At 71.8% G+C, this 26,739-nt stretch carries 23 protein-coding genes; 9 read left to right on the forward strand and 14 right to left on the reverse strand.

Features of this window, described 5'->3' with window-relative positions; genetic code table 11:
• Nucleotides 1-47 precede the first annotated feature (47 nt).
• From ABIB53_RS13640 to ABIB53_RS13650, 3 genes are read left to right on the forward strand one after another with little or no spacing between them, the layout of a single operon-like run.
• Nucleotides 48-2,345 (forward strand): sensor histidine kinase, encoded by a 2,298-nt coding sequence (locus ABIB53_RS13640; protein ID WP_354588564.1) that lies wholly within the window; start codon nt 48-50, stop codon nt 2,343-2,345.
• Nucleotides 2,342-3,547 (forward strand): hypothetical protein, encoded by a 1,206-nt coding sequence (locus tag ABIB53_RS13645; protein ID WP_354588565.1) that lies wholly within the window; start codon nt 2,342-2,344, stop codon nt 3,545-3,547. Before ABIB53_RS13640 ends, ABIB53_RS13645 begins: the two co-directional genes overlap by 4 nt.
• The gene (locus tag ABIB53_RS13650; protein WP_354588566.1) at nt 3,544-4,281 is read left to right on the forward strand and encodes a hypothetical protein; all 738 of its coding nucleotides are present in this window, start codon (nt 3,544-3,546) and stop codon (nt 4,279-4,281) included. Before ABIB53_RS13645 ends, ABIB53_RS13650 begins: the two co-directional genes overlap by 4 nt.
• 254 nt (nt 4,282-4,535) lie before the next feature.
• Here ABIB53_RS13650 and ABIB53_RS13655 read toward each other — a convergent pair whose 3' ends face one another.
• From ABIB53_RS13655 to ABIB53_RS13670, 4 genes are all read right to left on the reverse strand, one after another.
• On the reverse strand, nt 4,536-5,414 hold the full coding sequence (locus ABIB53_RS13655) for a hypothetical protein (RefSeq protein ID WP_354588567.1): 879 nt from the start codon (nt 5,412-5,414) through the stop codon (nt 4,536-4,538).
• Nucleotides 5,415-5,638: 224 nt separating this feature from the next.
• Nucleotides 5,639-6,070, reverse strand: a complete 432-nt coding sequence (locus ABIB53_RS13660) for a PaaI family thioesterase (protein ID WP_354588568.1) — start codon at nt 6,068-6,070, stop codon at nt 5,639-5,641.
• 90 nt (nt 6,071-6,160) lie between these two features.
• Nucleotides 6,161-6,658 carry a hypothetical protein gene (locus tag ABIB53_RS13665; RefSeq protein WP_354588569.1) on the reverse strand — a complete coding sequence of 166 codons (498 nt, stop codon included), beginning with the start codon at nt 6,656-6,658 and terminating at the stop codon, nt 6,161-6,163.
• A 301-nt stretch (nt 6,659-6,959) separates the two neighbouring features.
• Nucleotides 6,960-8,171, reverse strand: coding sequence for an ATP-binding protein (locus ABIB53_RS13670; RefSeq protein WP_123093145.1), 1,212 nt, complete (start codon nt 8,169-8,171; stop codon nt 6,960-6,962).
• 126 nt (nt 8,172-8,297) lie between these two features.
• Between ABIB53_RS13670 and ABIB53_RS13675 the strand changes: the two genes are divergently transcribed.
• Together ABIB53_RS13675 and ABIB53_RS13680 are read left to right on the forward strand one after the other, a co-directional pair.
• The gene (locus tag ABIB53_RS13675) at nt 8,298-9,839 is read left to right on the forward strand and encodes an HNH endonuclease signature motif containing protein (RefSeq protein ID WP_354588570.1); all 1,542 of its coding nucleotides are present in this window, start codon (nt 8,298-8,300) and stop codon (nt 9,837-9,839) included.
• A gap of 191 nt (nt 9,840-10,030) precedes the next feature.
• On the forward strand, nt 10,031-11,116 hold the full coding sequence (locus tag ABIB53_RS13680; protein WP_354588571.1) for a winged helix DNA-binding domain-containing protein: 1,086 nt from the start codon (nt 10,031-10,033) through the stop codon (nt 11,114-11,116).
• A 116-nt stretch (nt 11,117-11,232) separates the two neighbouring features.
• On the opposite strand, the gene ABIB53_RS13685 is transcribed toward ABIB53_RS13680, so the two are convergent.
• On the reverse strand, nt 11,233-11,778 hold the full coding sequence (locus ABIB53_RS13685; RefSeq protein WP_163562449.1) for a GNAT family N-acetyltransferase: 546 nt from the start codon (nt 11,776-11,778) through the stop codon (nt 11,233-11,235).
• A gap of 175 nt (nt 11,779-11,953) precedes the next feature.
• On the opposite strand from ABIB53_RS13685, the gene ABIB53_RS13690 reads away from it, so the two are divergent.
• The 3 genes from ABIB53_RS13690 (at nt 11,954) to ABIB53_RS13700 (ending at nt 14,929) form a co-directional block, all read left to right on the forward strand.
• Nucleotides 11,954-13,435: an NAD-dependent malic enzyme gene (locus tag ABIB53_RS13690; protein ID WP_068271188.1), complete on the forward strand. Its 1,482-nt coding sequence runs from the start codon at nt 11,954-11,956 to the stop codon at nt 13,433-13,435.
• A 176-nt stretch (nt 13,436-13,611) separates the two neighbouring features.
• Nucleotides 13,612-14,103 (forward strand): MarR family winged helix-turn-helix transcriptional regulator, encoded by a 492-nt coding sequence (locus ABIB53_RS13695; RefSeq protein WP_068271185.1) that lies wholly within the window; start codon nt 13,612-13,614, stop codon nt 14,101-14,103.
• Between the two features lie 34 nt (nt 14,104-14,137).
• A complete protein-coding gene (locus ABIB53_RS13700; RefSeq protein ID WP_354588572.1) occupies nt 14,138-14,929 on the forward strand; it encodes a fructosamine kinase family protein in 792 nt (263 codons plus the stop codon).
• 85 nt (nt 14,930-15,014) lie between these two features.
• On the opposite strand, the gene xylB is transcribed toward ABIB53_RS13700, so the two are convergent.
• From xylB to ABIB53_RS13735, 7 genes are all read right to left on the reverse strand, one after another.
• Nucleotides 15,015-16,457, reverse strand: coding sequence for a xylulokinase (gene xylB / locus ABIB53_RS13705; RefSeq protein ID WP_354588702.1), 1,443 nt, complete (start codon nt 16,455-16,457; stop codon nt 15,015-15,017).
• Nucleotides 16,457-17,653, reverse strand: coding sequence for an NAD(P)-dependent alcohol dehydrogenase (locus ABIB53_RS13710; protein WP_354588573.1), 1,197 nt, complete (start codon nt 17,651-17,653; stop codon nt 16,457-16,459). The genes xylB and ABIB53_RS13710 overlap by 1 nt, the downstream gene beginning before the upstream one ends.
• Nucleotides 17,650-18,720: a zinc-dependent alcohol dehydrogenase family protein gene (locus ABIB53_RS13715; protein WP_354588574.1), complete on the reverse strand. Its 1,071-nt coding sequence runs from the start codon at nt 18,718-18,720 to the stop codon at nt 17,650-17,652. Before ABIB53_RS13715 ends, ABIB53_RS13710 begins: the two co-directional genes overlap by 4 nt.
• 393 nt (nt 18,721-19,113) lie before the next feature.
• Nucleotides 19,114-20,601 carry a mannitol dehydrogenase family protein gene (locus ABIB53_RS13720; RefSeq protein ID WP_354588575.1) on the reverse strand — a complete coding sequence of 496 codons (1,488 nt, stop codon included), beginning with the start codon at nt 20,599-20,601 and terminating at the stop codon, nt 19,114-19,116.
• Nucleotides 20,601-21,464: a carbohydrate ABC transporter permease gene (locus ABIB53_RS13725; protein WP_123093151.1), complete on the reverse strand. Its 864-nt coding sequence runs from the start codon at nt 21,462-21,464 to the stop codon at nt 20,601-20,603. Before ABIB53_RS13725 ends, ABIB53_RS13720 begins: the two co-directional genes overlap by 1 nt.
• On the reverse strand, nt 21,461-22,402 hold the full coding sequence (locus ABIB53_RS13730) for a carbohydrate ABC transporter permease (protein WP_354588576.1): 942 nt from the start codon (nt 22,400-22,402) through the stop codon (nt 21,461-21,463). The genes ABIB53_RS13725 and ABIB53_RS13730 overlap by 4 nt, the downstream gene beginning before the upstream one ends.
• Entirely contained in the window at nt 22,399-23,760 is a 1,362-nt protein-coding gene (locus ABIB53_RS13735; protein WP_502914650.1) for an ABC transporter substrate-binding protein, read from the reverse strand. The genes ABIB53_RS13730 and ABIB53_RS13735 overlap by 4 nt, the downstream gene beginning before the upstream one ends.
• A 119-nt stretch (nt 23,761-23,879) precedes the next feature.
• Between ABIB53_RS13735 and ABIB53_RS13740 the strand changes: the two genes are divergently transcribed.
• A complete protein-coding gene (locus ABIB53_RS13740) occupies nt 23,880-24,809 on the forward strand; it encodes a sugar-binding transcriptional regulator (protein WP_354588577.1) in 930 nt (309 codons plus the stop codon).
• Here ABIB53_RS13740 and ABIB53_RS13745 read toward each other — a convergent pair.
• Both ABIB53_RS13745 and ABIB53_RS13750 read right to left on the reverse strand, forming a co-directional pair.
• Entirely contained in the window at nt 24,802-25,662 is an 861-nt protein-coding gene (locus tag ABIB53_RS13745) for a DNA-formamidopyrimidine glycosylase family protein (RefSeq protein WP_229300059.1), read from the reverse strand. The two genes, ABIB53_RS13740 and ABIB53_RS13745, sit on opposite strands and share 8 nt — an antisense overlap.
• The gene (locus ABIB53_RS13750) at nt 25,655-26,731 is read right to left on the reverse strand and encodes an App1 family protein phosphatidate phosphatase (protein WP_123093154.1); all 1,077 of its coding nucleotides are present in this window, start codon (nt 26,729-26,731) and stop codon (nt 25,655-25,657) included. Before ABIB53_RS13750 ends, ABIB53_RS13745 begins: the two co-directional genes overlap by 8 nt.
• Between the last annotated feature and the right edge of the window lie 8 nt (nt 26,732-26,739).

Consider the following 26,739-nt stretch of genomic DNA (forward strand, 5'->3'; position numbering starts at 1 on the left):
GCACCTATGGTGAGACTGCTCGGGCGCTCGGCGAAGGGAGGACATGCATGTCGAGGTTGACCTTCACCGTCGATGCGAAGCTGCTCCGCGAGCTCGGGGAACGCCTGGTGGGGCGTCCGCACATCGCCCTTGCCGAACTCATCAAGAACTCCTACGACGCCGATGCCAGCACCGTGGTGATCACCTTCGCCGATGGGCTGCTGCGCGTCGAGGACGACGGGCACGGCATGACCCGTCAGACCTTCACCGACCGCTGGATGCGGATTGGTACGACGGTCAAGGTGCGCCAACGGGTCAGCCCGGGAAGGTTGCGGACCCTGACCGGGTCCAAGGGTGTCGGCCGTCTGTCGGTCCAGCTCCTGGCCCAGGAGCTCACCCTTCGCAGCGTGGCGCTGCGCGAGGTGTCCCCGGAGAACCTGGAGCGTCGAAGGGTCCTGGACGACGGCGATCTATGCAGGGAGATCTGCGCGGACATCGTCTGGCCGGACGAACTGAGGAAGAAGGACCTCACCGAGGTCGGTGTCGACTTCTCCACCGCGAAACCGCGCACGCTCTTCGCCGGCGGGTCCCGATGCGGCACCTCGATCGAGCTCGGTGGTCTCGTCGACGAGTGGGACGCAGAGGCCTTCCGGCGCCTGGCGCGCGAGGTCTGGGCGTTGCGGCCCCCGTTCGCGGTCGAGGGCAACCCCAGGGATGCGTTCACCGTGACCCTGGTCAGTGACGACGCCAAGGCGCGCGAGTCCTTCGAGGACCAGATGGGCAAGATCCTCGACATCGCCTCCGCCACCGTCTCGGGTCGCCTCCTCGGCCCCGACGAGTCCCCGTCGCAGGAGGCTCGCCGCTTCGTGCTGCCTGCCCCCGAGGCCCAGCGACGTCGCGCCGAGAGGGCCCCGACCCGGCACGTCGAGGTGAAGGTCAAGGTGGCCGGGCGCCGCCCGACCACATTCACCGCCGAGGTGGAGGACTGCCAGATCGACCGGCTCCAGTACGAGCTGCGCGTCTTCGACCTGCAGCATCGGCAGCCGGACGGGATCAAGGTCGGCCTGGCGCGTGAGTACCTCGCCCAGTGGGGTGGGGTCCACATCTACGACAACAACTTCCGCTTGCCCTACTACGGGCCCGATGTGGACTGGTTGAAGATCGAGGTCGACCACGCCAACCGGCGGTCTCGAAGCAAGCTCCTGCCGCAGGACCTGTACGAAAAAGACGCCATGCACGACCTCCCGACGAACCGACGGGTCTTCGGCAGTGCGTACATCTCCACCTCCGACGAGCAGCGCGCGGCCGAGGACGACCCGCTGCGAAGGGTCCCCGACGCCCTGGCGATCCAGGTCACGCGTGACCGGCTGGCCGACAACCTGGCCTTCGAGCAGATGGCGCAGTGCGTCCGTGTCGGACTCGACCTGTACGCGTTGGAGCAGGCACGCAATCGACTGACCCGTGCGGTCACACGCCGACGGGGCAGGGTCTCCGACCCCTCCACGGCCCTGGAGCGGGCATCTGAGGTCGTCGAGGAGCTCAAGCCCAAGATCGCCGAGGCCGAGTACGTCGCCCTGCGCGAGACACTCGACGATGTCGTCGAGGACAGCGAGATCCAACGCGACCAGACCCGTGCGTATCTCTCCCTCCTGGGGGCCCTGGCGACAGCCGGGATGACCTCGCTGGCCTACGAGCACGAGATCTCCAAGCAGAAGGCACTGATCCGTGACGCGGCACGCGACCTGCGCCGGCTCCAGCGACACACCTCCGGTGAGCTGCAGGAGGAGATCGCGTCCATCGCCCTGTCGTTGACGGACTGGTCGACCCGCGCGGAGCGGATCCGTGCCCTGTTCCGGCCCCTGCTGGACGAAGAGAGCCGGACGGACACTTCCAGGCAGGATGCGGGCAGGACCTTGCGACACATCTCCAAGCAGATGCAGGTCCTCTCGCGAGGCACCCAGGTCGACGTCACGGGTATCCCCGAGGGGCTGAAGCTGCCGCCAGCGCAAGATGCGGCATGGTCCGCTGTCTTCCAGAACCTCCTGACTAACGCCTTCCGGGCCACCTCGGGCAACAAGCCAGGTCGGGTCCTCATCGACGGCGGGTCCTCGGGTCGGACGGCCTGGATCCGGGTCCAGGACGACGGCGACGGTGTGGATCTGCAGGACGCGGCGCGTCTGTTCGAGCCGTTCGAGCGGGCTGCCGGGATCGACCCCCGCAGCGAGGCGCTGGGTCTGGGCGGCAGCGGTCTGGGGCTGGCGATCGTGCGGATGATCCTCGACGAGGTCGGCGCGGACGTATCGTTCACCACCCCCGATCCGAGCTGGTCGACCGCTGTCCGCGTGCAATGGAAGGAGCCCAGATGAGCGATGCCATGCCTGTGCGGGTGGTGGTGTGCGACGACGACGTGGCTCGCGCCGCGAAGTGGAGTCGCAGGATCCAGGAGGTGGACGACCGGCTCGAGGTCTCGGCGTTGAGCGGGGACGACTTCGGACGCACCGTCGGGCAGCTGAAGGCCCGCAAGATCCGGGCGAAGCGACAGGGCGCGAGCTCGGCCGAGATCATGGGCGAGGCGCTGGGGATCGACACCGCCGACGTGCTGGTCGTCGATTCCGACCTGACCCCGGACGCGGTCACGGATGTCGAGGACGGATCTGCCGTCATGGAGCACCTCGTCGGCGAGCTGGGGGGCGAGGTGGCCCACCTCGCCCGCTGCTACTCCGACGCCGGGGCGATCGTCGTGGTCAACCAGAAGTGGAGACACCGCGCGTTCGACCTGACCATGAGGGACATCGCCGACGAGGTCGCCGACGTCTACGTCAGCGAGGACGACATCGACAACCCCGCGCTGTGGTCGCCGCTGGCTCCCAACCCCGAGGGCTTCCGGCCATGGCACTGGCCCGACCTGAGGGCACTTCCCGGCCAGATCGCCGACGTGCTCGGCAGGGTCGACCCCGAGACCCCCGTGAGGGATCTGCTCGACATCACCGAGGGTGACCTGAACATGCTCACCGGCCGTCAGCTGGAGGCACTCGGCCTCGAGGATCTGACCACCGGCACGACACTGACCGCCGTCGCGCAGGACAGCGCCTACGGGCTGAGGCTCAAAGAAGGCGCCTCCCCGCAGCAGAAGGTCCGTGTAGCCGTGTTCGGGTTGCGGCGCTGGCTGGACCGAGAGGTGCTCAACGCCCAGAACGTCTTCGTCGACATGCCCCACCTGCTCGTGCGGCAGCCGTGGCGGGTGCCGGGGCGCGAGGACATGGACACGTGGAACGCCGCGGCTGCGTGGTGGGACCTGAGCGGCGCGGCGGTCGACGCGCCCGTCGTCGCGGGCGCCTCGTGCCTGCTGGGCCGCCCGGTGTGGCGCTGGGCCGACGTGTCGGCACTGGGCCCCGGTGGGGCCAGGTCCCGCCGCGAGGATCCCGTGTTCTGCGAGGACACCTCCCGCTTCGAGTCAGCCGATCACGCGAAGGACTACTTCTCGGACGTCGACGGCCCGTGGGCCCAGAGATACGTCGCCGAGATCGCCGACGTGGACTACCACCCCAGACGCCGCCTCCTGGTATGACCGTCGTCGCGGGGGGCCATAAGGACCGCATGGGGATGTGGCGCGTCCTCGCCGCGTGGGTGTCGGCCCGGGCGTCCGGCGGCACGGGAGACGGGCTCGTCGACGCGTACGTCGAGGCGTTCACGAGGATCGAGGCCTCGGAGGTGCGCGAGAGCCTGCAGCCTGCGGGGACCAGCCTGGATCTGATCGACCGGGGTCAATGGCTGTGCGGTCCGTCGATGCACGACGGGCCCCGGCTCGTGGTGCCCATCGCCACCGTGCAGCTGGACGGGAGCAAGGAGCAGGTGACCCGTTGCGCCATCCGGCTGTCCCTGATCCAGTCCCGAGACGAGGGCGTCGTCCACGCCACAGGTTGGCGATTCGAGATGGCCGAGTCCTCCGCGACGGCCTCGCTCGCCGTCCACCCGTATCAGCATGCCCAGGCCATCATCGGATGGACCATCGGCACCGAGTGCCTCATCCATCCTCACCCGAGATGCCCGCCGGACTGTGAGGGTATCGATCGCGGCGACGAGGACGTGCTGAACCGAGAACGACTCACTGCGGCACGCCTGGTGATGCAGTCGCACCCGGCGTTCCCGCTGGGGACCGTGTCGTTGACCGGTCTGGCGGCCTCGTTGGTGGCGACCCTGCACGGTGCGCCCCAGGCATCGGCCATCCTCGACAAGGACGACCAGCTCGGGCGGATCGGTGGCGCCCCGCGGGCGGACCTGGAGCGGCTGCTCGCGTGGTGAGCCGCCCCCCGGGGCGCACGCACGCAGGTCGAGCGCGCGACAGCGGCGCACCGAGGGTGCACAGCTGCGGCTCCGCTGCCGTGCCGATGCCACCGCCTGTGTGACCGGACCCGGCAGGTGGTCCTCCGGCCGGTCGAGGCGAGCCGCTCGAGAAGAGCCTCGCCGTCCGGTGCGGACGGTGTCGCGCCGGCCCGGGAGATCGCGTCCCGTCCCCACGTGTGGTCGCCGGCAGAGCCCGAGGGCTGCGGGCGGCTTCATCGCGTCGTCGTGACCGAGGACGCGTGATCGACCCAGAGGTTGACGTAGTGGTTGTCCGAGTCCTCCGGTTCGAAGTGCTCCCAGCGGCCGTAGCCCAGGACGCGCTGTCCGACCTCGCGGGGCAGCGCACCGGGTGCCTTGCTCATCAGGCGCACGTGGATCCACCGTCCGTTGGGTGGGTGGGTGACGCCTCGGCCCGTGGCCAGCTCCACGACGTCGGCGGTATCGCGGGCGGTGCGGCCGACGCGCTTGACGTGGCCGCTGACCGCGACCGGGTGGTCGCGGCCGGCGACGACCCGGGCGAGGCGTCTGGCGTCCTGCGCGACGTCGAAGTAGAAGTCCTCCCAGGCGATGCGCTCGCCCTTCCAGCGGGCTGCGAAACGGGCCCGGGCCTGGGGGTCGTCGTCGTAGGTGGAGATCATGGCGGCGATCGCTGCGGCCGCCGACAGGACCGGTGCGAGGGTGTGGCCCCGACGGGGGTGGATGGTGAGCCGGTCGCGACCGTCACTACGGGTGTCTGCCAGCAGGGCGGCCCCGGGGGGTGCGGTGTCGGTCTCGGGCAGTCGGAGCTCGTAGACGTCCCCGTCCTTGGTCAGGGCACTGCGGTGCTCTTCGTGCAGTCGACCCACCCGGGCGTCGAAGTCGTAGCGGCAGTGCGGGTCGTGCGGCGCCTCGGTGCGGTGGGTGAGCCGGTAGTAGGGGTCCACCAGGGTGCCGTTGCGTCTGGGGTACCCGTGCACGGCCTGCACGACGGTGGTGCATCCGGCGCAGCGCAGGGGCCCGTCGAAGGGCTGGGGGACCCTCTCGATGGCGGTGCGGTCGAAGGTGCGACCGGCGCTGTCGACGGCCCTGGGGATCCCTACCCGCTCTGTCATGTCTGCCTCCCTGCCGCGCACGAGGTGCGCTCGTCGTCGGATCAGTGTCGTGTTGACCACCGTGCCCACCCGTGGGCAGTGCTCGTCGACGAGCCTGGCGGTCTGCACCGCGTGGGCGGCGAACCCGGAGTCGACGACGGTCGGGTTCGAACCGCGCAGGACCGTCAGGTTGCAGTCGGGGAACGGACGCTCGACCCATGCGACCGAGGGCGGCAGGAGAGCGCTCAAGCATCCACCCGGATCACGGTCTGCTGCCCCACTGCCACCAGCGTGGACCGATCCCCGTCACGGGCGTACACCTCGAGGCGGCACACCGACAGGGTCCGACCACTCTTGATCACGCTCCCCACCGCCTCCAGCTCCTCCCCTCGGGCCGGTGCCAAGAAGTTGACCTTCAGCTCCACCGTGAGGACCTCGCTCCCATCATCGAGAAGGGTCAGTGCGGCGTAGCCACCAGCGCTGTCCGCGACGGTGGTGGTGACCCCTCCGTGGAACATCCCGTGCTGCTGGGTCACTGCCGGGCTCATCGGCAGGTGGATGTGCACCTCCCCGGACTCCACCGAGCCCAGCCTCGCCCCCAGGGTGTGCATCAGACCCTGCCTGTCGAAGCTCGCGGTGATCTGGCGGGCACGGTCGGGGTGGCTCGACTCGAACATCGCGCTCCTTCATGTCGGTGGGCGTCGTCCCAGCACACCACCTGCTCGAGGTCCTCGCCCGTCAACCGATCGCGGACGCCCTCCGTGTCCTCATGAACTGGGGTCGACCCCGCGCGCACTTCGTGAGCTGCCCAGGTCGGAGCGGACGACCTCTCGCGCCCTGGCCAGGCTCATAGAGGCTGTCTTGAGTGTCTCTACCGCCCTCCCGTGCAACTGCGGCGGGACTATCCATTTCAGCTGGTTGAGCATCAGGATCGCCTCATCGACGTCCCGAGATGCCCGGGCGACCGCATCGATCGTCTCGTTCGACCCGAATGTGTAGATCTGTGCCAGCGTCTCGATCGGGATACCGATAGACGTACCGGGCAGCTCGATGTTGTTGCGAGGAGACCCTTCGCGCAGAGCCATACGCCAGGGCACAAGCTGATGCGACGACTGGACGATCCATTGCATGACCAGCGCGTAGACCCGCTCGCGCGATCCGTACAGCCGCGCCTGCTCGGCTTCGAGTTGCGTGAACTCCCGTTCGCGCTCGGCGTTCTCCCGCGACAGCTCCGCGATCTGCCGATTGCTCCGGTTGGTGAACAACCCGACACCGGCTACGGCTAGAGCTGTTATCGCAGCGGACGCGATGTATGCCCACCAAGTCATTTCCACCCCTACCACTCGACATGGTCAACCCTGCCGATCGAACATATCGGTCGCCAACGCGACGACGGCCGCCCCAACAGAACCCGACGGGCCACGCGCGGCGCCTCATCGAGTGGACCAGGATCCTCGAACACAGCGATCAAGTTCGTCGAAAAATCACTCGCCTTGATCACGACAATCAGATTCGTCGCGGGACTGGGCCAGGAGATCAGAATCGGTAATGCCCGGACACCTTCGCTCAGGTCTGCTCGCGCAGGTACCGGCCGAAGTGCGGCACGGTGAAGGCGATGCGGCCGCGCTCCCCCGAGTAGATGAGGCCCTTCTTCAGCAGTGCGTCGCGAGCCGGCGAGAGCGACTGCGGCTTCTTGCCGAGGTGCGAGGCGACCTCCGCGGTGGCGACGGACTCGATGTCGTCGAGCTCCTCCCCCTTCGCCGCGGTGTCGGCGGCCAGGTCGGCCATCGCGCGCAGGTACTCGCGCTCCCCCGGCGTCGCGCGCTCGAAGCGCGAGCCGAAGAAGCCGACGGCGAGCTCGCTCTCCGCGTCGGGAGCCGCGACGGTGACGTCGTCGGGGGTGATCGGCGAGCGGGGGGCCTTGTCCCACACGGACTTCCCGTACGCCTGGATGAAGTAGGGGTACCCGCCCGTCGCCGCGTAGAGACGGTCGAGGGCCTCCTGCTCGAAGGCTGCGCCCTCGAGCTCGGCGGGCGAGGTGAGCGCCCGGTCGGCGGCCTCGCGCGGCAGCCGGTCGATGCGCACGTAGCGGAACAGGCGCTCCGAGTAGGACTTGCTCGCCGAGAGCACGGCCGGCAGGTGCGGCAGCCCGGCGCCGACGACGATGACGGGCAGACCGGACTGGCTGATCTCGTGGCAGGCGGCGCACAGCGCGGAGATGTCGTCGGGCCCGAGGTCCTGCATCTCGTCGATGAAGACGGCGACGCCGCGGCCGAGGTCCGCCGCGAGCCCGCCGACGTCGGTGAGCAGCTCGACGAGGTCGATCTCGATGTCGCCGGAGTCGGCGCGACCCTTGATGGCGGGCGCGTCGATGCCGCCGGTCCACATCTCGCGCAGCTTCGTGCCCGGCGCGGAGTCACGCTGCCCGAAGGACTTGATGACGCCGAGGACGTGCTCGACCTCCTCGGCCTGGCTGTGGCCGAGCTCGCGGACCGCCTGGTGCAGGGCGCTGGCGAGGGGGCGGCGCAGCCGCTGGTCCGGGCGGGCCTCGATCTTGCCGGTCCCCCACCGCGCGCGGACGGCGGCGCTGCGCAGCTGGTTGAGGAGCACCGTCTTGCCCACGCCGCGCAGCCCGGTGAGGACGAGGCTGCGGTCGGGACGGCCGGCGGCGACCCGCGCGAGGACGACGTCGAAGGTCTGCAGCTGCTCCTCGCGACCCGCGAGCTCGGGCGGTCGCTGGCCGGCGCCGGGCGCGTACGGGTTGGTGATCGGGTCCATGAGATCGGACGGTATCCCGATGTCTAGCCGTCTCCCGATATCTCGGTAGCGAGTCGCAGCGAAGGGGTGTCGGTCAGGTCTCGTCGGGGCGGCAGCGTTGTCGGTGGTCGAACGTATGTTCTACCCATGGCTCTCGCACCAGCCCTTCGCCCCTCTCCGGACGGTCCGCGTCCGGGTGGGGCCTGCGGTGAGGTGCACGCCGGTCTGGACCGGCTCGAGGCCGATCTCGACGCGCTCGGGCGGGCGCCGGGGGTCACCGCCCGCGAGATGGGCGAGGTCATGCGTGAGCTGACCCGTCTGCTCAACCGGATGCAGGCCCTCACCGACAAGGGCGCGGCCGTCGCCGCGTCGATCGACGTCGCCGGACGGACCGGGGCGCGGTCGACGGGGCAGTGGCTGGCCCAGGTGACGAGTAGCGACCCGCGGGCGGGCTACCGGCAGGCCCAGCGGGCCGAGGGCGCGGGTCTGGCCGCCGTGACGTCGGGCGGGAGCGTGTTGAAGGGGTCCGGGGCGGTGGGGGTCGGTTCGGTGGCAGACGGGTCCGCTGGAGACGGGGCGAAGGGAGCCGAGGTGAGCCTCACGGGGCGTGCCCAGCTCGCCGGCGACCTGTCGCGCGAGCAGGTCGAGGTCATCCAGACCAGCCTGTCCGCGCTGCCCGACGGGCTGGCGCCGGAGGCGGTCCTCGGGTGCGTGCGCGAGCTCATCGAGCTCGCGCACGGGCACGGGCACGGGCACGGACCACGAGACCTCCGCCGCCTCGCGGCACGGGTGCTCGAGCAGGTCGGGCAGCCGGTCGAGGTCGTCGACGCCCACGAGGAGCAGCAGGTGCGCAGCGCCGAGGACCTCGCGTGGGAGCGCGCCTCCTTCTGGATCCGCGACAACGGCGACGGGACGATGCACGGTCAGTTCACCGTGCCCACCCTCGCCGGGCAGACGCTGAAGAAGATCCTCGACGCGATGTCCTCGCCGCGACGACGCGGCGCCGCAGGTCCTGACGGCAGCACCGGGGCGGGTGACGAGACGTCGGCTGGCGCGGGCGCGTCAGGGGCGGATGCCTCAGGGGCCGGCGCGTCAGGGGCCAGCACGTCAGGGGCCGGCGTGCCGCTCCCGGCGTGGTGCGACCCCGGGCTCAGCCCGCGCGACCGGCAGGTCGCCCGCCAGCAGCGCCAGGGGCAGGACCTCTCCGTCCTCCTCGGGCACCTGCCGACCGACCACCTCCACGAGAAGACCGCGGCCACCGTCGTCGTCACCACGCGCCTCAGCGACCTCGTCGGGGAGACGCTGCGCGTCGGGTCCACCGACACGGGCGACACGCTCAGCCCGGGCGAGGTCCGCCGGGTCGCGTGCCAGGCCGGCATCGTCCCCGCGGTCCTCGACGGAGACTCCGTCCCGATCGACCTCGGCCGGCAGACCCGCTTCTACTCGTCGACGCAGCGCGTGGCGCTCGCGACGATCTACGACACGTGCGCGGCACGAGGGTGCGACATCCCCTTCGCCTGGACGGAGGTCCATCACGCGCACCCGTGGAAGCTCGGCGGGAGCACCGACCTGAAGAACGGCATCCCCCTGTGCGGCAGGCACCACCGCATGCTCGACCGGGGCTTCGAGCATCGGGTGCTGCGTGAGGGCAGCCGTGTCGTCGTCGAGCTCGCGAGACGACGGACGTAGGGGCGTGCCGTGGTCCCGAGGTGCGAGGACGTGACGAAGCGGGGCGACGAGCCTCGACCAGCCGTGGCCCCTGAGGTGCGAAGCGAAGCGGCGAGCCCCGACGGGCCGTCCACCGGCACGTGCGACGAGACAGGAGGGGTCCGCGTGACCGAGGTCGTGACGGCGGGGCCGCAGAGGCCTAGGTTCGTGCCATGACGCGCTGGACGGTCGAGGACGTCGCCCGGATGAGGCTGCTCTCGCAGCGGCTCGTCGACCCGATGGGGTCGCCGACGGAGGTGGTGCGGCACCTGACGTGCACGCAGGCGCAGGACTTCCCCGGGTCGACCATGTCGATCGCGCTGCGGACGACGGGGCGGTCGCTCGCCGAGGTCTACGACGCCTACGACGCGCGCGAGATCGTGCGGTCGTGGCCGATGCGCGGCACCCTCTTCGCCGTGGCGGCCGAGGACCTCGGCTGGATGCTCGACGTCATGGGCGAGCCGACCCTGCGCTCGACGCAGCGTCGTCGTCTCGAGCTGGGTCTGCCCGACGAGGTGATCGAGCGCTCCGAGCAGGTGGCCCGCGAGGCGATCCCCGCCGAGGGGCTCAGCCGGTCCGAGCTGCTCGAGGCATGGACCGGGGCCGGGGTGCCGGTCGACGGCGGCCGGGGGTACCACCAGATCGCGCACCTCGCCCTGAGCCAGGTCATCTGCCTGGGCCCGACCCGTCGCGCGGAGGGGCGAGCGGTCGAGCAGCTCTTCGTGCTCTGCGAGGACTGGCTGCCGGCGACGGAGCGGTTGACGCGCGAGGAGGCCGTGACCCGGTGGTTCACGCGGTACGTGCTCGGGCACGGCCCGGTGGCCGAGGCCGACTTCATGTGGTGGAGCAAGTTCCTGCGCCGCGACCTCTCCCCCGTCGTCGCCGACCCGCCGACCACGCTGACGTCGATCGAGGTCGACGGGGTGAGGCACTGGGTCGACCCCGAGGTGCTCGAGACGTACGGCTCGCGCAAGCGGGCGACCGCAGCACCCCTGCTGCTGCCCGGCTTCGACGAGGTCGTGCTCGGCTACGGCGACCGCTCGCCGGTGATGACCGACGAGCAGGAGCGCGTGCACGTCGTCCCGGGCAAGAACGGCGTCTTCCGCCCCACCGTCGTCCAGGCCGGGCGCGCGCTCGGCACGTGGACCCGGCCCAAGGGCAAGGCCACGACGGTCGACGTCGTCGTCTTCGACGAGGACGGGCTACCCGGGCCGGTGGAGCGAGCGCTCCCCCGCCTCACCCAGGGGTTGCCGCGATGAGCCCGGTCCGACGCTGACCCGCGGAGGCCGGGCTACCTGAGACGGTCGATGAGCCCTTATGACGCCGTCTAGCGGTCAGGACATACGAGTGGAGACGGCGTCATCGACTCGGGTGGTCAGCCACCCGGGCGGTCGGCGACGAAGAGCATCGTCTCCTCGTCGTAGTAGTCGCGGCTGAGGCCGACGCGGGTCATGCCGATGCGCTCGCAGACGGCCTGGGAGGCGGAGTTCGCGGGGTCGGTGACGGCGACGACGCGCGGGAGCCCGGAGGCGAGGACGTGGTCGAGCACGGCACGGGCGGCCTCGGCGACGTAGCCGTGACCGGTGTGCTCGGGATGGGCGCGCCAGCCGATCTCGACGTCCTGCAGGGCGACGCCCGTCGAGGCCGGGATGGGCTGCAGCATGATGAGGGCCACCGGCACGGCCGGTGCGTCGTCGGCGGGCATCGTCTCGACGAGGACCACGCCGAGCACGGGATCCGCGTCGTAGCGGCGGAAGCGCTCGATCCGCGCGGGCACGGCCTCGGCCGCGTCGGCGTCCTCGATGACCTGGCGCGGGATGAAGCGGCGCAGCCCGGGGTGCTGGTGCACGGCGAGGACGAAGTCGGCGTCGTCGGGCGTGAAGTGGCGCGTCCGCACACGCTGGGCCGAGAGGGGGATCACCGCCCCATCGTCACCCAGCCGCGGTGCCAGCGAGGTGGCACGAGGCACGACGCGCGCGAGGGGCCCGACCGGTGAGCGAGGTGGGGGCTCGGCCGGCGGCTCGACACGCCCGCGAGACCGCGTGAGACATGAGACCGACTACGCCCCGAGCCCCCGGTGGTGAGACCCTACTCACATGGCCGCCGCTACTCCCTCGTCGTACTCGATCACCGTCCGCCTGCACACTGCGCCCGACCACGCCGTCGTCGGCCAGGTCGCCACCGTCATCGCCCAGCAGGGCGGCATCGTCACCGCGATCGACGTCGCGGACTCCCGGCACGACCGCCTGGTCGTCGACGTCACGTGCTCCGGCATCGACGCCTCGCACACCGACCAGCTCGTCGCCGCCGTCGAGGAGGTCGAAGGGGTCAAGGTCCACAAGGTCTCCGACCGCACCTTCCTGCTCCACCTCGGCGGCAAGATCGAGGTCAAGTCGAAGGTCCCCCTTCGCACCCGTGACGACCTCTCGATGGCCTACACCCCCGGTGTCGGCCGGGTGAGCATGGCGATCGCCAAGCAGCCCGAGGACGCGCGTCGCCTCACCATCAAGGGCAACACGGTCGCCGTCGTCACCGACGGCTCGGCCGTGCTCGGCCTGGGCAACATCGGGCCCGAGGCCGCGATGCCGGTCATGGAGGGCAAGGCCGCGCTCTTCAAGCGCTTCGCCGACATCGACGCCTGGCCGATCTGCCTGGCCAGCCAGGACCCCGACGAGATCGTGCGCGCCGTCGAGATGATCGCCCCCGGCTTCGGCGGCATCAACCTCGAGGACATCGCCGCGCCGCAGTGCTTCGAGATCGAGCGTCGGCTGCGCGAGAGCCTCGACATCCCCGTCTTCCACGACGACCAGCACGGCACCGCGATCGTCGTGCTCGCCGCACTGCGCAACGCCCTGCGCGTCCTCGGCAAGGAGCTCGACACCGCTCGTCTCGTCGTCTCCGGCGCCGGCGCCGCGGGCAGCGCCATCGTCACCCTGCTCATGGCCGCGGGCGCCAAGGACGTCGTCATGTACGACCGCGAGGGCTGCCTGTCCGCCGACGACGACTCGCTGCCGCCGGCCAAGCTCGAGCTCGCGCAGCGGACCAACCCGCGTCGGGTCCGCGGCGACCTCACCGCCGGCCTCGAGGGCGCCGACGTCTTCATCGGCGTGAGCGCCCCTGGCATCCTCAAGGCCGAGTGGATCCGCGACCACATGGCGAGCGACCCGATCGTCTTCGCGCTGGCCAACCCCGACCCGGAGATCGACCCCGCCGAGGCCGCACAGTACGCCGCGGTCGTCGCCTCGGGCCGCTCGGACTACCCGAACCAGATCAACAACGTCCTCGCCTTCCCGGGCGTCTTCCGCGGTCTGCTCGACGCGGGCGCCGAGGACGTGACGATCGAGATGCTCATCCGCGCGGCCGACGCCATCGCCGGCGTCGTCACCGACGAGGAGCTCAACCGCAGCTACATCATCCCCAGCGTCTTCCACGCCGACGTCACCGACGCGGTCGCCACGGCGATCGCGGGCGACGGCAAGACCACGACCGGGTCGGGCGCCGGCGGCAGCGACGGCCCGGCCGTCACGCGGCCGGCCGTGGACCCGATCGAGGAGGTCGGCACCACGCCGACCGCCTGACCCGCCTGAGCGCCGCCGCGTCCGCCACCTCCACACGCCGACGCGCTGACCGGGCACGACGTGCGCCCCGCCCGGGTCGAGGGCGGGGCGCGCGTCTGCCGGCAGGGTGACCACGAGCGACCGCCCCGTCGCCCGCGTCATTTGTTGACAAGACAACTTTTGCGTAGACTGCACGCATGACGACTCCCTGGCTCAGCACCCCGCAGCTGGCCACGTGGGTCCGCACGGTGGCGGTCATGGAGCTGCTCCCCGCCGCGCTCGACGCGCAGATGCGCCGCGAGAGCGCGATGACGAGCTTCGAGTACCAGGTCCTCGCGATGCTCTCGGAGGCGACCGACCGCACGTTGCGGATGACCGCGCTGGCCGCGCAGACGAACTCGACCCTGCCCCGCCTCAGCCACGTCGTGAAGCGTCTCGAGGACCGCGGGCTCGTCGAGCGCAGCCGCTGCCCCAGCGACGGCCGGGCGACGAACGCCTCGCTCACCGACGACGGCGTGCGCGCGGTCGAGGCCGCCGCGCCCGGTCACGTCCGCGCCGTGCGCGAGTACGTCGTCGACGCCCTCACCGAGGAGCAGATGACCCAGCTCGGCGAGATCACCGACGCGATCCTCGGCCGGATCGACCCCGACGGCAAGATGACCTCGCTCTACCACCGGCACGACAGCTGACCGGGGGCGCGCTCCCCCTTCGTAGGCTGGTCCGGTGAGCACCGAGGACCCAGAGATCTTCCGCAAGGACGCCGGCGAGGCGCCCGCCGGCTACACGGCCTGGGAGGCCAGCGGCCTGCTCTGGCTCGAGGAGGCCGAGGAGGGCGGCGGCGCGCGGGTGGTGCGCGTGCACGACGTGCAGACCGGCCACCTCGACCTCGAGCGGCTCTCGCCGGTGCCGCCGACGAACTTCCAGGCCGACGCCTTCGGCGCTGCGCTCGCCGCGACGCACGCGGCCGGGGCGCCGGCCTTCGGCTCTCCGCCCGCCCGATGGACGACCCACGGGTTCCTCGGACCGTCGATCCGACCGCTGCCCCTGCCGCTGCAGGAGACCGCGACGTGGGGCGAGTTCTACGGCGAGCAGCGGGTGCTCCACACGTACCGGCTCGGTCGCAACCAGGGCACCTTCGACACCGACGGCGACCGCGCCCTCTTCGAGGCGGTCGCCGCGCGGCTGGCGACCGGCGAGCACGACACCGACGACGCGCCCGCGCGCCTGCACGGCGACCTGTGGGCGGGCAACGTCATGTGGACCCGCTCCGGCGGGGTGCTCGTCGACCCCGCCGCCCACGGCGGCCACCGCGAGGGCGACCTCGCGATGCTCATGCTCTTCCGCGGGCCGCACGTCGCGCGCATCGTCGCGGCGTACGACGAGGCGGCACCCCTCGCCGACGGGTGGCAGGAGCGCGTCCCGCTGCACCAGCTGCACCCGGTGATGCTCCACGCCGTCCTCTTCGGCGGGGGCTACGTCGAGCAGGCCCGGTCGATCGCCCGCCGGTACGTCTGAGCCGCGGCCGTCTGAGCCGCCGACATGTCAGAGCCGCCGAGTCGAGCAGCCGCTGAACCGCTGGGTTGAGCAGCCGCTGAGCCGGCTAGAGGGCCTGGGCCCCCGCCGCGACCTCGCCGAGCTCGGGGTGCCGCGTGCGGAGCAGCTCGGTGTAGCGCTCGCGGACCTCGGCGTGCGCCTGCGCGGCAGCGCCGATCGGCTCGCGGGTCACGTCGTGACGCACCGACCACGTCGGCGGCGCCTCTCCCCCGTCGAGGACCCACGCGGCCTGACGCGCAGCCCCGAGGGCGACGTACTCCCCCGCCACCGGGACGACGACGGGCAGGCCGATGAGGTCGGCGGTGATCTGCGGGACGAGCGGTGAGGCCGAGGCACCGCCGATGAGCAGCACGCGTCGCGCCTCGATGCCCGCCTCACGGATGCGGTCGACCCCCTCGGCGAGGTTGCACAGCATCCCCTCGTGCGCGGCCCGGGCCATGCCCTCGCGGGTCATCGCCGCCCGGGTCAGACCACCGAGCGTGCCGGTGGCGGTCGGGAGGTTCGGGGTGCGCTCGCCGTCGAGGAAGGGCAGGAGCGTCAGCCCGCCCGACCCCGGCTCGGCCCGGCCGGCCAGCTCGGCCAGCTCGGCGAGGTCGACGCCGAGCAGCTGTGCCGTCGCGACGAGGACGCGGGCGGCGTTGAGGGTGCACACGAGAGGCAGGAAGCCGCCTTCGGCGTCGGCGAAGCCGGCGATGTCTCCGCTGGGGTCGGCGACGGCGCGGTCGTGCCGGGCGAAGACCGTGCCGCTCGTGCCGAGCGAGACGACGACGTCACCGGGCTCGAGGCCGAGACCGAGGCCGGCGGCCATGTTGTCGCCGGTGCCCGCGCCGACGAGGAGGCCGTCGGGGGTGCGGCCCGCGGCCTCGCCCGGGCCGAGCACGCGCGGCAGCTCGGGCACGTGGCCGAGCGAACGACGCAGGAGGTCGGGCAGGTACTCGCCGCTCGCGGGCGAGTAGTAGCCGGTGCCGGAGGCCTCGCCGCGGTCGGTGACCGCGGGGGCCACCGGCTCGCCGCCGTCGAGCATCCGGCCGGTGAGCCAGTCGTGCGGCAGCTCGACTCGAGCGGTGCGCGCGGCGTGCTCGGGCTCGTGCTCGGCCATCCACCGCAGCTTCGTCACGGTGAAGCTCACCGTCGGCACCGACCCGGCGCTGTCCACCCAGGCCTGCGGGCCACCGAGCTCCTCGACGAGGGCGCGGGCCTGGGGCGCGGAGCGGGTGTCGTTCCACAGCAGGGCGTCGCGCACGACCTCGCCGGACTCGTCGGTCGCGACCATGCCGTGCTGCTGGCCGCCGACGGCGATGGCCTCGACGCCGTCGAGCAGCCCGCCGCGGGTCGCCTCGCACCACGCGTCCCACCAGCGCATGGGGTCGACCTCGGTGCCGTCGGGGTGGGCGGCACGGCCCTGCCGCACGACCTCACCGGTGGCGGCGTCGCAGACGACGACCTTCGTGGACTGGGTCGAGGAGTCGACCCCGGCGACGAGACGGATCACGAGCGGTCCTCCGTGTCGGGGGTGGGGCGGGAGCCGGGCGACGGGGTGCCCGGCCTGGAGGTCGAGGTGTCGGGCGAAGGGGTCGGCCCGGGCCTGGTCGACGAGGTACCGGGCGACGGGGTGTCGAGCGACGGGGTGTCTGGCGACGTGCGGGCCAGTCCCGGCACGACGAGCGCCTTGACGAGACCGGGGTCGTCGCGACCCGCGGTGAGCGCGGCCGCGGCGTCGTCGAGGGCGAAGGTGCGCACCGGCAGCGCGTCGAGGACGACGGCGCCGGATGCCGCGAGCGCGATCGCGGTAGGCCACGTCCCGGCGTAGCGGAAGGTGCCGGTAATGCTCACCTCGCGGTCCTGCAGGATCGCGAGCGGGATGCTCACCTCGTCGCCACCCATGCCGACGAGCACGGCGCGGCCGGCGGGCGCGAGCGCCTCGAGCCCGGAGGCGACGGCCGAGGGGTGACCGGAGCACTCGAGGAGCACCTCGACCGGGCCAGGACCCGCGCCCGCGGTCTCCTCGGCGGGGTCGTGGACCTTCAGACCGAGGGCCGCTGCGACAGCCCGGCGCTGGGGGGCGACGTCGCTGACGACGACGTCGGCACCGGACGCACGGGCGACCTGGGCGGCGAGCAGCCCGACCGGCCCCGCGCCGGTGACGAGCACGCGGTCGCCGAGGGCGACCTCGGCCCGGCGGCAGGCCCAGATGCCGACCGACAACGGCTCGAGCATCGCCGCGGCGACGTCGCTCACCTCGTCAGGCACCGGGTGGGCCATCGAGGCGTGGATCGCGACGTGCTGCTGCATCGAGCCGTCGACGGGCGGTGTGGCGTGGAAGACCATCTGCGGGCAGAGGTTGTAGCGGCCCGACCGGCAGGTCGGGCAGGTGCCGCAGGGCACGCCCGGCTCGAGGGAGACTCGCTCGCCGACGCGGGCCGGGTCCACCCCTTCGCCCACCACGACGACGCGACCGCTCGCCTCGTGGCCGAGGACGAGGGGCTCGCGCACGACGTGCGGGCCGATGCGCCCGTGCAGGAGGTAGTGGGTGTCGGAGCCGCACACCCCGACTGCGGCGATCTCGACGAGGACCTCGCCGAGCCCGGGGGCGGGCACGGGGCGCTCCTCGACGACGATGTCACCGACGCCACGCAGCACCGCCGCGCGCATCGTCTCCGGCACCGCGGCCGCCGCGGCGCTCATCGCTCGTCCCACGTGATGACGACCTTGCCGGCGGCGCCGGCCGCGGCGAGCTCGTAGGCCCGGTCGGCGTGCGCGAGCGGCAGTCGGTCGGTGACCACCCGCTCGGGGTGCTCGCCCCATCGGTCGAGCAGGCTGAGCAGCTCGGCCATGTGGTGCAGCGAGGTCACCCACGAGCCGTGGACCTCGAGCTGCTTGTGGATCATGAGGTCGGAGACGGCGAAGTCGACCGTGCCGCCCTCGCCGACGAAGACGCAGCGTCCGCGCACCGCCGTGCTGCGCAGGGCGGCGTGCCGGGCGTCGGGGTGGCCGGAGCAGTCGATGCTCACCTCGACGCCGTGGCCGCCGGTGTGCTCGGCGACGACGTCGTCGAGGGTGCTCGCATCGGTGATCGCCGCGTCGACGAGACCGAGCTCGAGGGCGAGGGCGGCCCGCTCGGGCGAGGGGTCGGAGCCGATGACGGTCGTCGCGCCGAGGTGGCGACCGAGCATCGCCGCGGCGAGGCCGACCGGGCCGAGCCCGGTGACGAGCAACCGGTCGCGGCCGCTCACCCGGCCGCGCAGCAGGCCCTCGTAGGCGGTGCCGAAGCCGCACGAGACGAGCGCGCCGTCGACGTGGGTGAGCGAGTCCGGCAGCGGCAGGCACGAGACGGCGTCGGCGAGCATGTAGTCGGCGTGGCCGCCGTCGCGCTGCCAGCCGTGGGCGGCGCGCTGCGCGGAGGTGCACCCGATGGGGTAGCCGCGGCGGCACTCGTCGCAGCGCTGGCAGCCGGCGATGTGGTAGACGACGACGCGGTCGCCGACGGCGAGGTCGACGACGCCCGGCCCGAGGACGGCGACGTCGCCGCACGGCTCGTGGCCGCCGACGACACCCTGGTAGGCCTCGGCACCGTGCCCGAGGTGCTCGCGGTAGATCGCCCGGATGTCGCTGCCGCAGATCGAGGACGCCCGCATCCGGAGCAGGACCTGGCCCGGCCCCGGCTCGGGGACGGGCAGGGTCACGTGCTCGACGGTGGAGTCCCCGGGCAGACGCACGCCGGGCATGCTCGTCGGGATCGTCGTGGTGCTCATCTCAGTCATGCTCTCGTGCTCGGCGGGTGGGGAGTGGTCCTGGGGGTCGGTGGTCTCGAGGCTCGCGCCCTGGCGGGCGACTCGCACCTCGACCAGCGAAGGGAGCGAGCGGTCTCGGGCTCGCCGGCGCTCGCACCTCGACCAGCGAAGGTGAGGTGAGCGCAGGCGCGGGAGGGTTCGCGGAGCATCAGGCGGACCGGACCGCAGCGAAGGGCGCGCAGCGCCCGAGCGGAGGGAGGACCAAGGCTCCGCGAGCCCTGCTGCGCCGGAGCGGCGGGGAGGTGGTCTCGAGGCTCGCTGGCGCTCGCACCTCGACCAGCGAAGGGCGGGTGGTCTCGAGGCTCCCTGACGCTCGCACCTCGACCAGCGAGCCCTCCCCCCGCACCCCGACCGTCACTGCTGGGTGTTGACGCGGCGGACCGCCTCGCGGGCGCCGTCGCGGTGGAGGACCTCGAGGTGCTCGAGGTAGACCGACGTGAAGCGCTCTTCTTGCGCGAGGTCGCCGAAGAGCTCGTCGTCGCGCAGGAAGGCGAGCGGGTCGTCGCCGAGCTGGGCCTGGGCCGCCGCGAGCACGCGGTCGCGGCGGTGGTCGATGACCTCGATCGGCTGACCCTGCTCGTCGACGCCCTCGGCGTACCGGGCCCAGGCGGCGACGACGAGCGCGCTGCGCGAGATCTCGCCGCCGTGCTCGAGGTTGTGCCGGACGACGGGGAGCAGCCACTTCGGGATCCGGTCGGATGACTCCGCGCACAGCCGGGCGAGGGTGTCGCGGATCTGCGGGTTGGCGAAGCGCTCGACGAGCGTGTCCGAGTACTCCTGCAGGTCGACCCCGGGCACCTCCGGCAGGGTCGGTCGGCCCTCGTCGCGCATGTACCCCTGGAGGAAGGTGACGAAGTCCTCGTCGTTGCACACCTCGTGCGCGTACCGGTGCCCGGCGAGGTAGCCGAGGTAGCACAGCGCCTGATGGCTGGCGTTGAGCAGCCGCAGCTTCATCAGCTCGTAGGGCTCGACGTCGTCGACGAGCTGGGCACCGACCTCCTCGACCGGCGGTCGCCCGTCGACGAAGTGGTCCTCGAGCACCCACTGGGTGAAGGGCTCGCACACGACCGGCCAGCCGTCGTCGACGCCGAGCTGCTCGCGCACCGTCGCGCGGTCCTCGTCGGTCGTCACCGGGGTGATCCGGTCGACCATCGCGTTCGGGAAGGCGACCTCCTCCTCGATCCAGCCGGCGAGCTCGGGGTCGCGCTGGGCGGCGAAGGTCGTCACGGCGTGCCGGGCGACGTCGCCGTTGCCGGGCAGGTTGTCGCACGACATGACGGTGAAGGGCGCGGTGCCGGCGTCACGTCGTCGGCGCAGGGCCTCGACGAGGTACCCGAAGGCGGTCCGCGGCGGGCCGTCCCCGGCGAGGTCGGAGGCCAGGCTCGGGTGCGTCGGGTCGAAGCGACCGGTCACCTGGTTGATGAGGTAGCCGCCCTCGGTGATCGTCAGCGAGACCACACGGGTCGTCGGCGCGGTGAGCCGGTCGAGGACGGCCTCGGGGTCGTCGGGGGCGAGCAGCGCCTCACGGATCGAGCCGACCACCCTCCCCTCGAGCTGCCCGTCCGGGTGCTTGACGACGAGCGTGTACAGGCCGTCCTGCGCCGTGAGGGTCTCGACGACCCGGCGGTCCTGGTCGAGCAGGCCGACACCGGTGACCGCCCACTCCTGCGCCCCGGGGACTCCCCCTTCGAGCAGCCGGTCGAGGTACATCGCGAGGTGCGCCCGGTGGAAGCCGCCTATCCCGAAGTGCACCACCCCGGTCCGCAGCGCGGACCGGTCGTACGTCGGCACCGAGACCTCGCCGAGCTGCGCGAGCGCGGACTGCTCGAGAGCCACCGCCATCAGCGCACCGCACCCATCGACAGGCCCTGGACGAGCTTGTCCTGCGCGGCGAAGCCGGCGATGAGCACCGGCAGCGAGACGACGAAGGAGGCGGCGCACACCTTGGCGAGGAAGAGGCCCTGGCTCGTGACGAAGCCGGTGAGGAAGACCGGGGCGGTCTGGGCGACCGTGCTCGTGAGCACCCGGGCGAGGAGCAGCTCGTTCCAGCTGAAGATGAAGCAGATGAGCGAGGCGGCGGCGATGCCCGGCATGACGACGGGCGCGATGATCCGCGTGAGCGTCCGGATCAGCCCGGCGCCGTCGATCTGCGCGGCCTCGAGCATCTCCACCGGTACCTCCGCGAGGAAGGAGCGCAGCATCCACACCGCGATCGGCAGGTTCATCGCCGTGTAGAGGATCGTCAGCGCCCAGATGTTGTCGAGCACCTGCAGCTTGCTGGCGAAGAGGTAGATCGGCATGATCGCCGCGACGATCGGCAGCATCTTCGTCGAGAGGAAGAAGAAGAGGACGTCGGTCCACTTCTCCACCGGCTTGATCGACAGCGCGTACGCGGCCGGCAGGGCGAGGACGATGCACAGGACCGTGCTCACGACGCTCGCCGTCATCGAGTTGAGCAGCGGCGGCCACGGCCCCGCGTCGAGGAAGGTCTGATAGCCCTCCGTCGAGATGGGCGCGAAGAAGCTCGGCGGGTTCGTCGCCGCGTCGGCCTCGCTGTGGAAGGACGTGAGGATCATCCACAGCACGGGGGCGACGAAGAGCAGGGCGATGACCCAGGCGGCGACGCTCAGCAGGACGCCCTTGCGGCTGGGCCCGCTCCGCGGCTTCTTCGTGCGTGCTCCGGGGGTGGCGGTCGCGGTGCTCACTTGTCCTCCTGGAAGATCGACAGGGCCGTGCGCAGGGCGAGCGAGGCGACGATCAGCGTGCCGATGACGGTGATGACACCGGCAGCCGACGCCCGGCCGTAGTCCTGCCCGATGTAGAAGGTCTCGTAGATGTAGTACGGCAGGTTCGCGGTGCCGAGCCCGCCGCCGGTGATCGTGAAGACGTGGTCGAAGTTCTGCACGACGTAGATCGCGCCGAGCAGACCGGCGAGCTCGATGTAGCGGCGCAGGTGGGGCAGCGTCATGTTCGTGAAGATCTGCCACGAGCTCGCGCCGTCGATGCGCGCTGCCTCGACGACGTCGAGCGGTCGGCTCTGCAGCCCGGCCAGCAGGATGAGCATCATGAAGGGCGTCCACTGCCACACGAGCGCGACGATGATCGAGATGAGCGGGTTGTTCGTGATCCAGTCCGGCTGCGGCGCGTCGTCGCCGAAGATCGTCGTCAGCATGCCGTTGAGCAGGCCGTACTCGGGGTTGTAGAGCGCGTGCTTCCACAGCAGCGCGGCCGCGACCGGCACGACGAGGAAGGGCGTGATCATCATCGTGCGCACGAAGCCGCGACCCCGGAAGGGCCGGTCGAGCAGCAGCGCGATGCCCAGGCCGAGCAGCAGGCTGAGGATGACGACGCTCGCCGTGAGGATGATCGTCACGACGACCGCGTTGCGCGCGTTGGTGTCGGTGAAGATGTCGACGAAGTTCTGCACCCCGGCGAAGCCGCGGTCGTCGGGGTAGTAGGAGTTCCAGTTCATGAAGGAGATCCCCAGGGCCACCACGAAGGGGAGCTGGGTGAGGATGATCGTGAAGATCAGCGCGGGCAGCAGCGGGGCCCGCCGTGCCCACCGACCGGCCTGGTCGAGCCGCCTGTCGTCCGTGGCGGGTCCCTCACGGTCCACCCGGCGCTGCTGCGTCGTCGCGCTCACTGCCCCTCCTCGCGTCTCTGGTACTTCGTGCTGACGTCCTCCGCGAGGACCTGCCCGTTGGCGAGAGCCTCGGGCACCGTCTGCTTGCCGGCGATCGCCGAGCTGATCTCCTGGCTCACCTGGGTCCCGAGGATCGGGAACTCGGGGATGTCGACGAACTGGATGCCCGGCGCGGGCCGCGGCTGGAGCCCGGGGTTCTCCGGGTCGGCGGACTCGATCGCCTTGAGCGTCGGCTCGGCGAAGGCTCCCGCGACCTCGAGGTAGTCCTTGTTCTCGTAGGTCGAGCGGCGCTTGCCGGAGGGCACGTTGGCCCAGCCGATCTCCGTGCCGACCGTCTCCTCGAACTCTTTGCTGCTCGCCCAGGAGATGAACTCCCACGCGGCGTCCTTGCGCGTGCTCGCCGACTGCATCGACCAGGCCCACGTGTAGAGCCAGCCCGAGCTCTTCGTCTCCTTGACCGGCGCGGCGGCGTAGCCGAACTTGCCCTTGTTCGGCGAGTCCTCGGCCTCGATCGAGCCGGCGGCGGAGGTGGCGTCGTACCACATCGCGGTCTGCCCCTGGACGAGGCTGTTGAGGCACTCGGCGAAGCCGGACTGCGCCGCGCCGGTCTGCCCGTGCTCGCGCACGAGGTCGACGTAGAACTGCACGGCCGCGGTGAACTCCGGGGAGTTGACCTTCGCCGTCCAGTCCTCCTCGAACCACGTGCCCCCGTAGGTGTTGACGACGGTCGTCAGGGGGGCGAAGACCTGGCCCCACCCGGGCAGGCCGCGCAGGCAGATGCCGTCCATGCCCGGCTCCTTGTCGTCGACCGCCGCGGCCGCCTCGGCGACCTCGTCCCACGTGGGGTTGGCCGGCATCGTCACCCCGTGCTTGTCGAGGACGTCCTTGCGGTACATGAGGAAGGAGCTCTCGCCGTAGAAGGGCTCGGCGTACACCGACCCGTCGGAGGACAGCGACGTCGCCATCGACTCGAGGATGTCGTCCTGGTCGAAGTCGGGGTCGGCGTCGATGTACTCGTCGAGCGGGGCGATCCAGCCGGCCTTGGCGTAGATCGGCACCTCGAAGTTGCTCAGCGAGGCGACGTCGTACTGCCCGGCCTGGCTGGAGAACTCCTGGCTGATCTTGCCGCGGACATCGTTCTCCGGCAGGACGGTGTAGTTGACCTTGATCCCCGTCTCCTTGGTGAAGTGCTCCTCGGTGAGGTTCTGCAGGTCGATCATCTGCGGGTTGTTGACCATGAGGACGTTGATGCTGTCCTGCCCGCCCTCGCCGGCCCCGCCTCCCCATCCGGCGGTGCAGCCACCGACGAGGAGGACCGAGAGCGTGGCCCCGATCGTGCGAGATCTCTTGTGCGACACGTCAGTCCTCCGTCGTGGCGGGTCCGGCCCGATGGCCCCTCGTGGCGCTCTCCGTCGAGCGCGGGACGCTCATCTGAGCAGCCGTGGTGCTCAGATGAGTATTGGAGTACCGTGCATCCGTGTCAACCGGAAGCGCGCTGGAGCCGCTGAGCCCCGCGGAGCGGGCCTCGTGCGTCGCCGCTGCCCGGATGCACTACCTCGAGGACCGCAGCAAGACCGACATCGCCGAGGCGCTCGGCGTCTCGCGCTTCAAGGTCGCCCGGCTCATCGAGCTCGCCCGGCAGCACGGGATCGTGCGCATCCAGATCGACGACGACTCGTGCGTCGACCTCGAGCTCTCCGAGCGGCTGCGCTCCGAGCTCGGCCTGCAGCGCGCGGTCGTCGCGACCGGTGACGTCGCGCTCGCCGCCGCCGACCTGCTCCCCCAGCTGCTCGCCGACGGCGACGTCCTCGGGCTGCCGTGGTCGCGGACCATCGCCCGCATGGTCGAGCACGTCCACGACCTGCCGGTCGTCGACGTCGTCCAGCTCACCGGGGCCCACCAGTCGCCCGGGATCGACACGAGCGCGGTCGCCATCGCGCGCGCCGTCGCCCGGGTGAGCGGGGGCCGCTCGACGCTCTTCTTCGCCCCCTTCGTCGCCGAGGACGCCGAGGCCGCGGCGACCTTCGCCCGTCAGCCCGAGGTCCGCGCGGCGCGCGCGCAGCTGCGCCGCGTCACCCACGCGCTCGTCGCCGCCGGGGCCTGGCAGGAGGGCTCCTCGACGGTCCACGACGCGATCTCGGCGACCGCACGGCGCCAGACCGCCCGGCAGGGCGTCGTGGGCGAGGTCGCCGGCGTGCTCCTCGACGCGCAGGGGCGCGGCGTCGCGAGCGCGACCTACGACCGGCTCGTCACCCTCACGCTGCGCGACCTCGAGCGCATCCCCCACGTCGTCCTGCTCGCCGCGGGTGCGGAGAAGGCGCAGGTCGTGCGCGCCGCCGTCGCCGGCGGCTTCCCCGAGGCGATCGTGTGCGACCGCGCGCTCGCCGAGGCCCTGCTGACTACTTGAGGAACTTGCTGCTGCGGCGGTCGGCGAGCGGCTTGCCGCCGGTCTGGCAGGTCGCGCAGTACTGCAGTGAGCGGTCGGCGAAGCTCACCTCGCGCACGACGTCGCCGCACACCGGGCAGGTCTCACCGGTCCGGCCGTGCACGCGCATCCCGGCCCGTTTCGCGTCCTTGAGCTCGGCGGCCGGCTTGCCCGACGCCGCCTCGACGGCCTCGGCGAGGACGTGGCGCATCGCGTCGTAGAGCAGGTCGAGGTCGTCGTCGTCGAGCGAGGAGACGAGGGCGAAGGGGGAGAGCCGCGCCGCGTGGAGGATCTCGTCGGAGTAGGCGTTGCCGATGCCCGCGATGACCCGCTGGTCGCGCAGCACGCCCTTGATCTGGCCCTTCTGCGCCCGGACGACCTCGCCGAAGCGCTCACGGGTGAAGTCCGTCGTCATCGGGTCGGGCCCGAGCGCGGCGACGCCCGGCACCTGGGCGGGGTCGCTCACGACGTAGGCGGCGAGCGACTTGCGGGTGCCGGCCTCGGTGAGGTCGAAGCCCGACCCGTCGGAGAAGCGCACGCGCAGCGCGATCGGCCCCTTGCCCGGACGGGCCGTCGCCGCGGGTGCCTCCTCGTACCAGCGCAGCCAGCCCGCTTTGGCAAGGTGGAAGACGAGATGCGTGCCGTCGCAGTCGAGGTCGACGAACTTGCCGTGCCGTCGCACGGCGTCGACCGGCAACCCGGCGAGCGCCTGGGGCGGCGGGTCGTAGGTCTTGAGCACCGTGATCGAGGCCAGCTCGAGGCTGTCGACGGCCAGGCCGTCGAGGCGGTGGGCGAGGAAGTCGACGAGGCCGGTGACCTCGGGCAGCTCAGGCATCAGCGGTCCTCTCTTGGCCGGCGGCGATGGCGCGTCGTAGCACCGGCGCCATCGCGAAGCCGTCGGGCGCGCGCACGACGGGCAGGTCGACGCCGACGTGCTGCTCGAAGTCGTCGGTCGCCACGGGGGTGAAGTGCGAGAGCATCTGCTCGGTCGCGGTGAGCACCCGGATGCAGATCGCCCGGACGCGGTCCGGGCGCTGCTCGGCGAAGGCGCCGTAGATGCTCGGGTCGTGCTGCCCGTCGTCGCCGACGAGCACCCACCGCACCTGCGGCAGGTCCCGGGCCAGGCGGTGCAGGCAGGCCCGCTTGTGGTCCTGCCCGGAGCGGAACCAGCCGGTGTTCGTCGGGCCCCAGTCGGTCATGAGCAGCGGCCCGGGCGGGAAGCCGCCGCGGCGCATGAAGCGGGTGAGCTGGGGCACGGCGTTCCACGCCCCCGTCGAGACGTAGACGACCGGGGCACCGGGGTGCTCCTCGAGCAGCGAGCGGTACATCGTCGCCATGCCGCGCACCGGTCGGCGCGAGCCCTCGTGCCGGAAGAAGGTGTTGTACGCGGCGATGAAGGGCCGGGGCATCGTCGTCGTGATGATCGTGTCGTCGATGTCGCTGACGAGCCCCATCGTCGTCTCGGGCGCGACGACGAAGACCGAGGCGGTCGTCTCGGCCGCCCGCGGCGACTCCAGGCGCACCTCGTGCCAGCCCGGCTCGAGACCGTGCCCGGTGACGGTGAGGTCGAGCAGGCCCGAGCGGTCGGCCCGGGCGCGCACCTCGCGGTCGCCGACGTGCACGGTGACCGGCTCGCCGATCGCCGGGGTGGTGAAGAAGGCGCGCCACCCGCGTCGCTCGACGTCGGCGTTGCGCAGCTCGAGCCAGGTCGCGCCCGCGTCGGCGGCCGCCGGCGCGTAGGGGCGGCGGGTCATGAGGACGCGCCCGAGGATGCGCACCGACGAGGTCGACCCGTACCCGGTGAAGGCGAGCACCCGGGTGCCCCAGCCGCGGCGGCGCATGACGCCGGCGAGCTGTCGGTGCCACGCGTCCTCGAGGAGGGCGGCGGTGTGCGGGCGCGCCATGGCGTCAC

Origin of the sequence: Janibacter sp. UYMM211 (assembly GCF_040547045.1) — a bacterium.
In the GTDB taxonomy this organism is placed as follows: domain Bacteria; phylum Actinomycetota; class Actinomycetes; order Actinomycetales; family Dermatophilaceae; genus Marihabitans; species Marihabitans melonis.

Bases quoted from the DNA above. Each gene is read 5' to 3' on its own strand.
- ABIB53_RS13640 (WP_354588564.1), top strand. From the start codon at position 48: ATGTCGAGGTTGACCTTCACCGTCGATGCGAAGCTGCTCCGCGAGCTC.
- ABIB53_RS13750 (WP_123093154.1), bottom strand. From the start codon at position 26,731: ATGGCGCGCCCGCACACCGCCGCCCTCCTCGAGGACGCGTGGCACCGA.
- ABIB53_RS13695 (WP_068271185.1), top strand. From the start codon at position 13,612: ATGACGACTCCCTGGCTCAGCACCCCGCAGCTGGCCACGTGGGTCCGC.
- ABIB53_RS13710 (WP_354588573.1), bottom strand. From the start codon at position 17,653: ATGAGCGCCGCGGCGGCCGCGGTGCCGGAGACGATGCGCGCGGCGGTG.
- ABIB53_RS13745 (WP_229300059.1), bottom strand. From the start codon at position 25,662: ATGCCTGAGCTGCCCGAGGTCACCGGCCTCGTCGACTTCCTCGCCCAC.
- ABIB53_RS13650 (WP_354588566.1), top strand. From the start codon at position 3,544: ATGACCGTCGTCGCGGGGGGCCATAAGGACCGCATGGGGATGTGGCGC.
- ABIB53_RS13660 (WP_354588568.1), bottom strand. From the start codon at position 6,070: ATGTTCGAGTCGAGCCACCCCGACCGTGCCCGCCAGATCACCGCGAGC.
- ABIB53_RS13670 (WP_123093145.1), bottom strand. From the start codon at position 8,171: ATGGACCCGATCACCAACCCGTACGCGCCCGGCGCCGGCCAGCGACCG.
- ABIB53_RS13645 (WP_354588565.1), top strand. From the start codon at position 2,342: ATGAGCGATGCCATGCCTGTGCGGGTGGTGGTGTGCGACGACGACGTG.
- ABIB53_RS13690 (WP_068271188.1), top strand. From the start codon at position 11,954: ATGGCCGCCGCTACTCCCTCGTCGTACTCGATCACCGTCCGCCTGCAC.
- ABIB53_RS13715 (WP_354588574.1), bottom strand. From the start codon at position 18,720: ATGAGCACCACGACGATCCCGACGAGCATGCCCGGCGTGCGTCTGCCC.
- ABIB53_RS13655 (WP_354588567.1), bottom strand. From the start codon at position 5,414: ATGACAGAGCGGGTAGGGATCCCCAGGGCCGTCGACAGCGCCGGTCGC.
- ABIB53_RS13680 (WP_354588571.1), top strand. From the start codon at position 10,031: ATGACGCGCTGGACGGTCGAGGACGTCGCCCGGATGAGGCTGCTCTCG.
- ABIB53_RS13675 (WP_354588570.1), top strand. From the start codon at position 8,298: ATGGCTCTCGCACCAGCCCTTCGCCCCTCTCCGGACGGTCCGCGTCCG.
- ABIB53_RS13720 (WP_354588575.1), bottom strand. From the start codon at position 20,601: ATGGCGGTGGCTCTCGAGCAGTCCGCGCTCGCGCAGCTCGGCGAGGTC.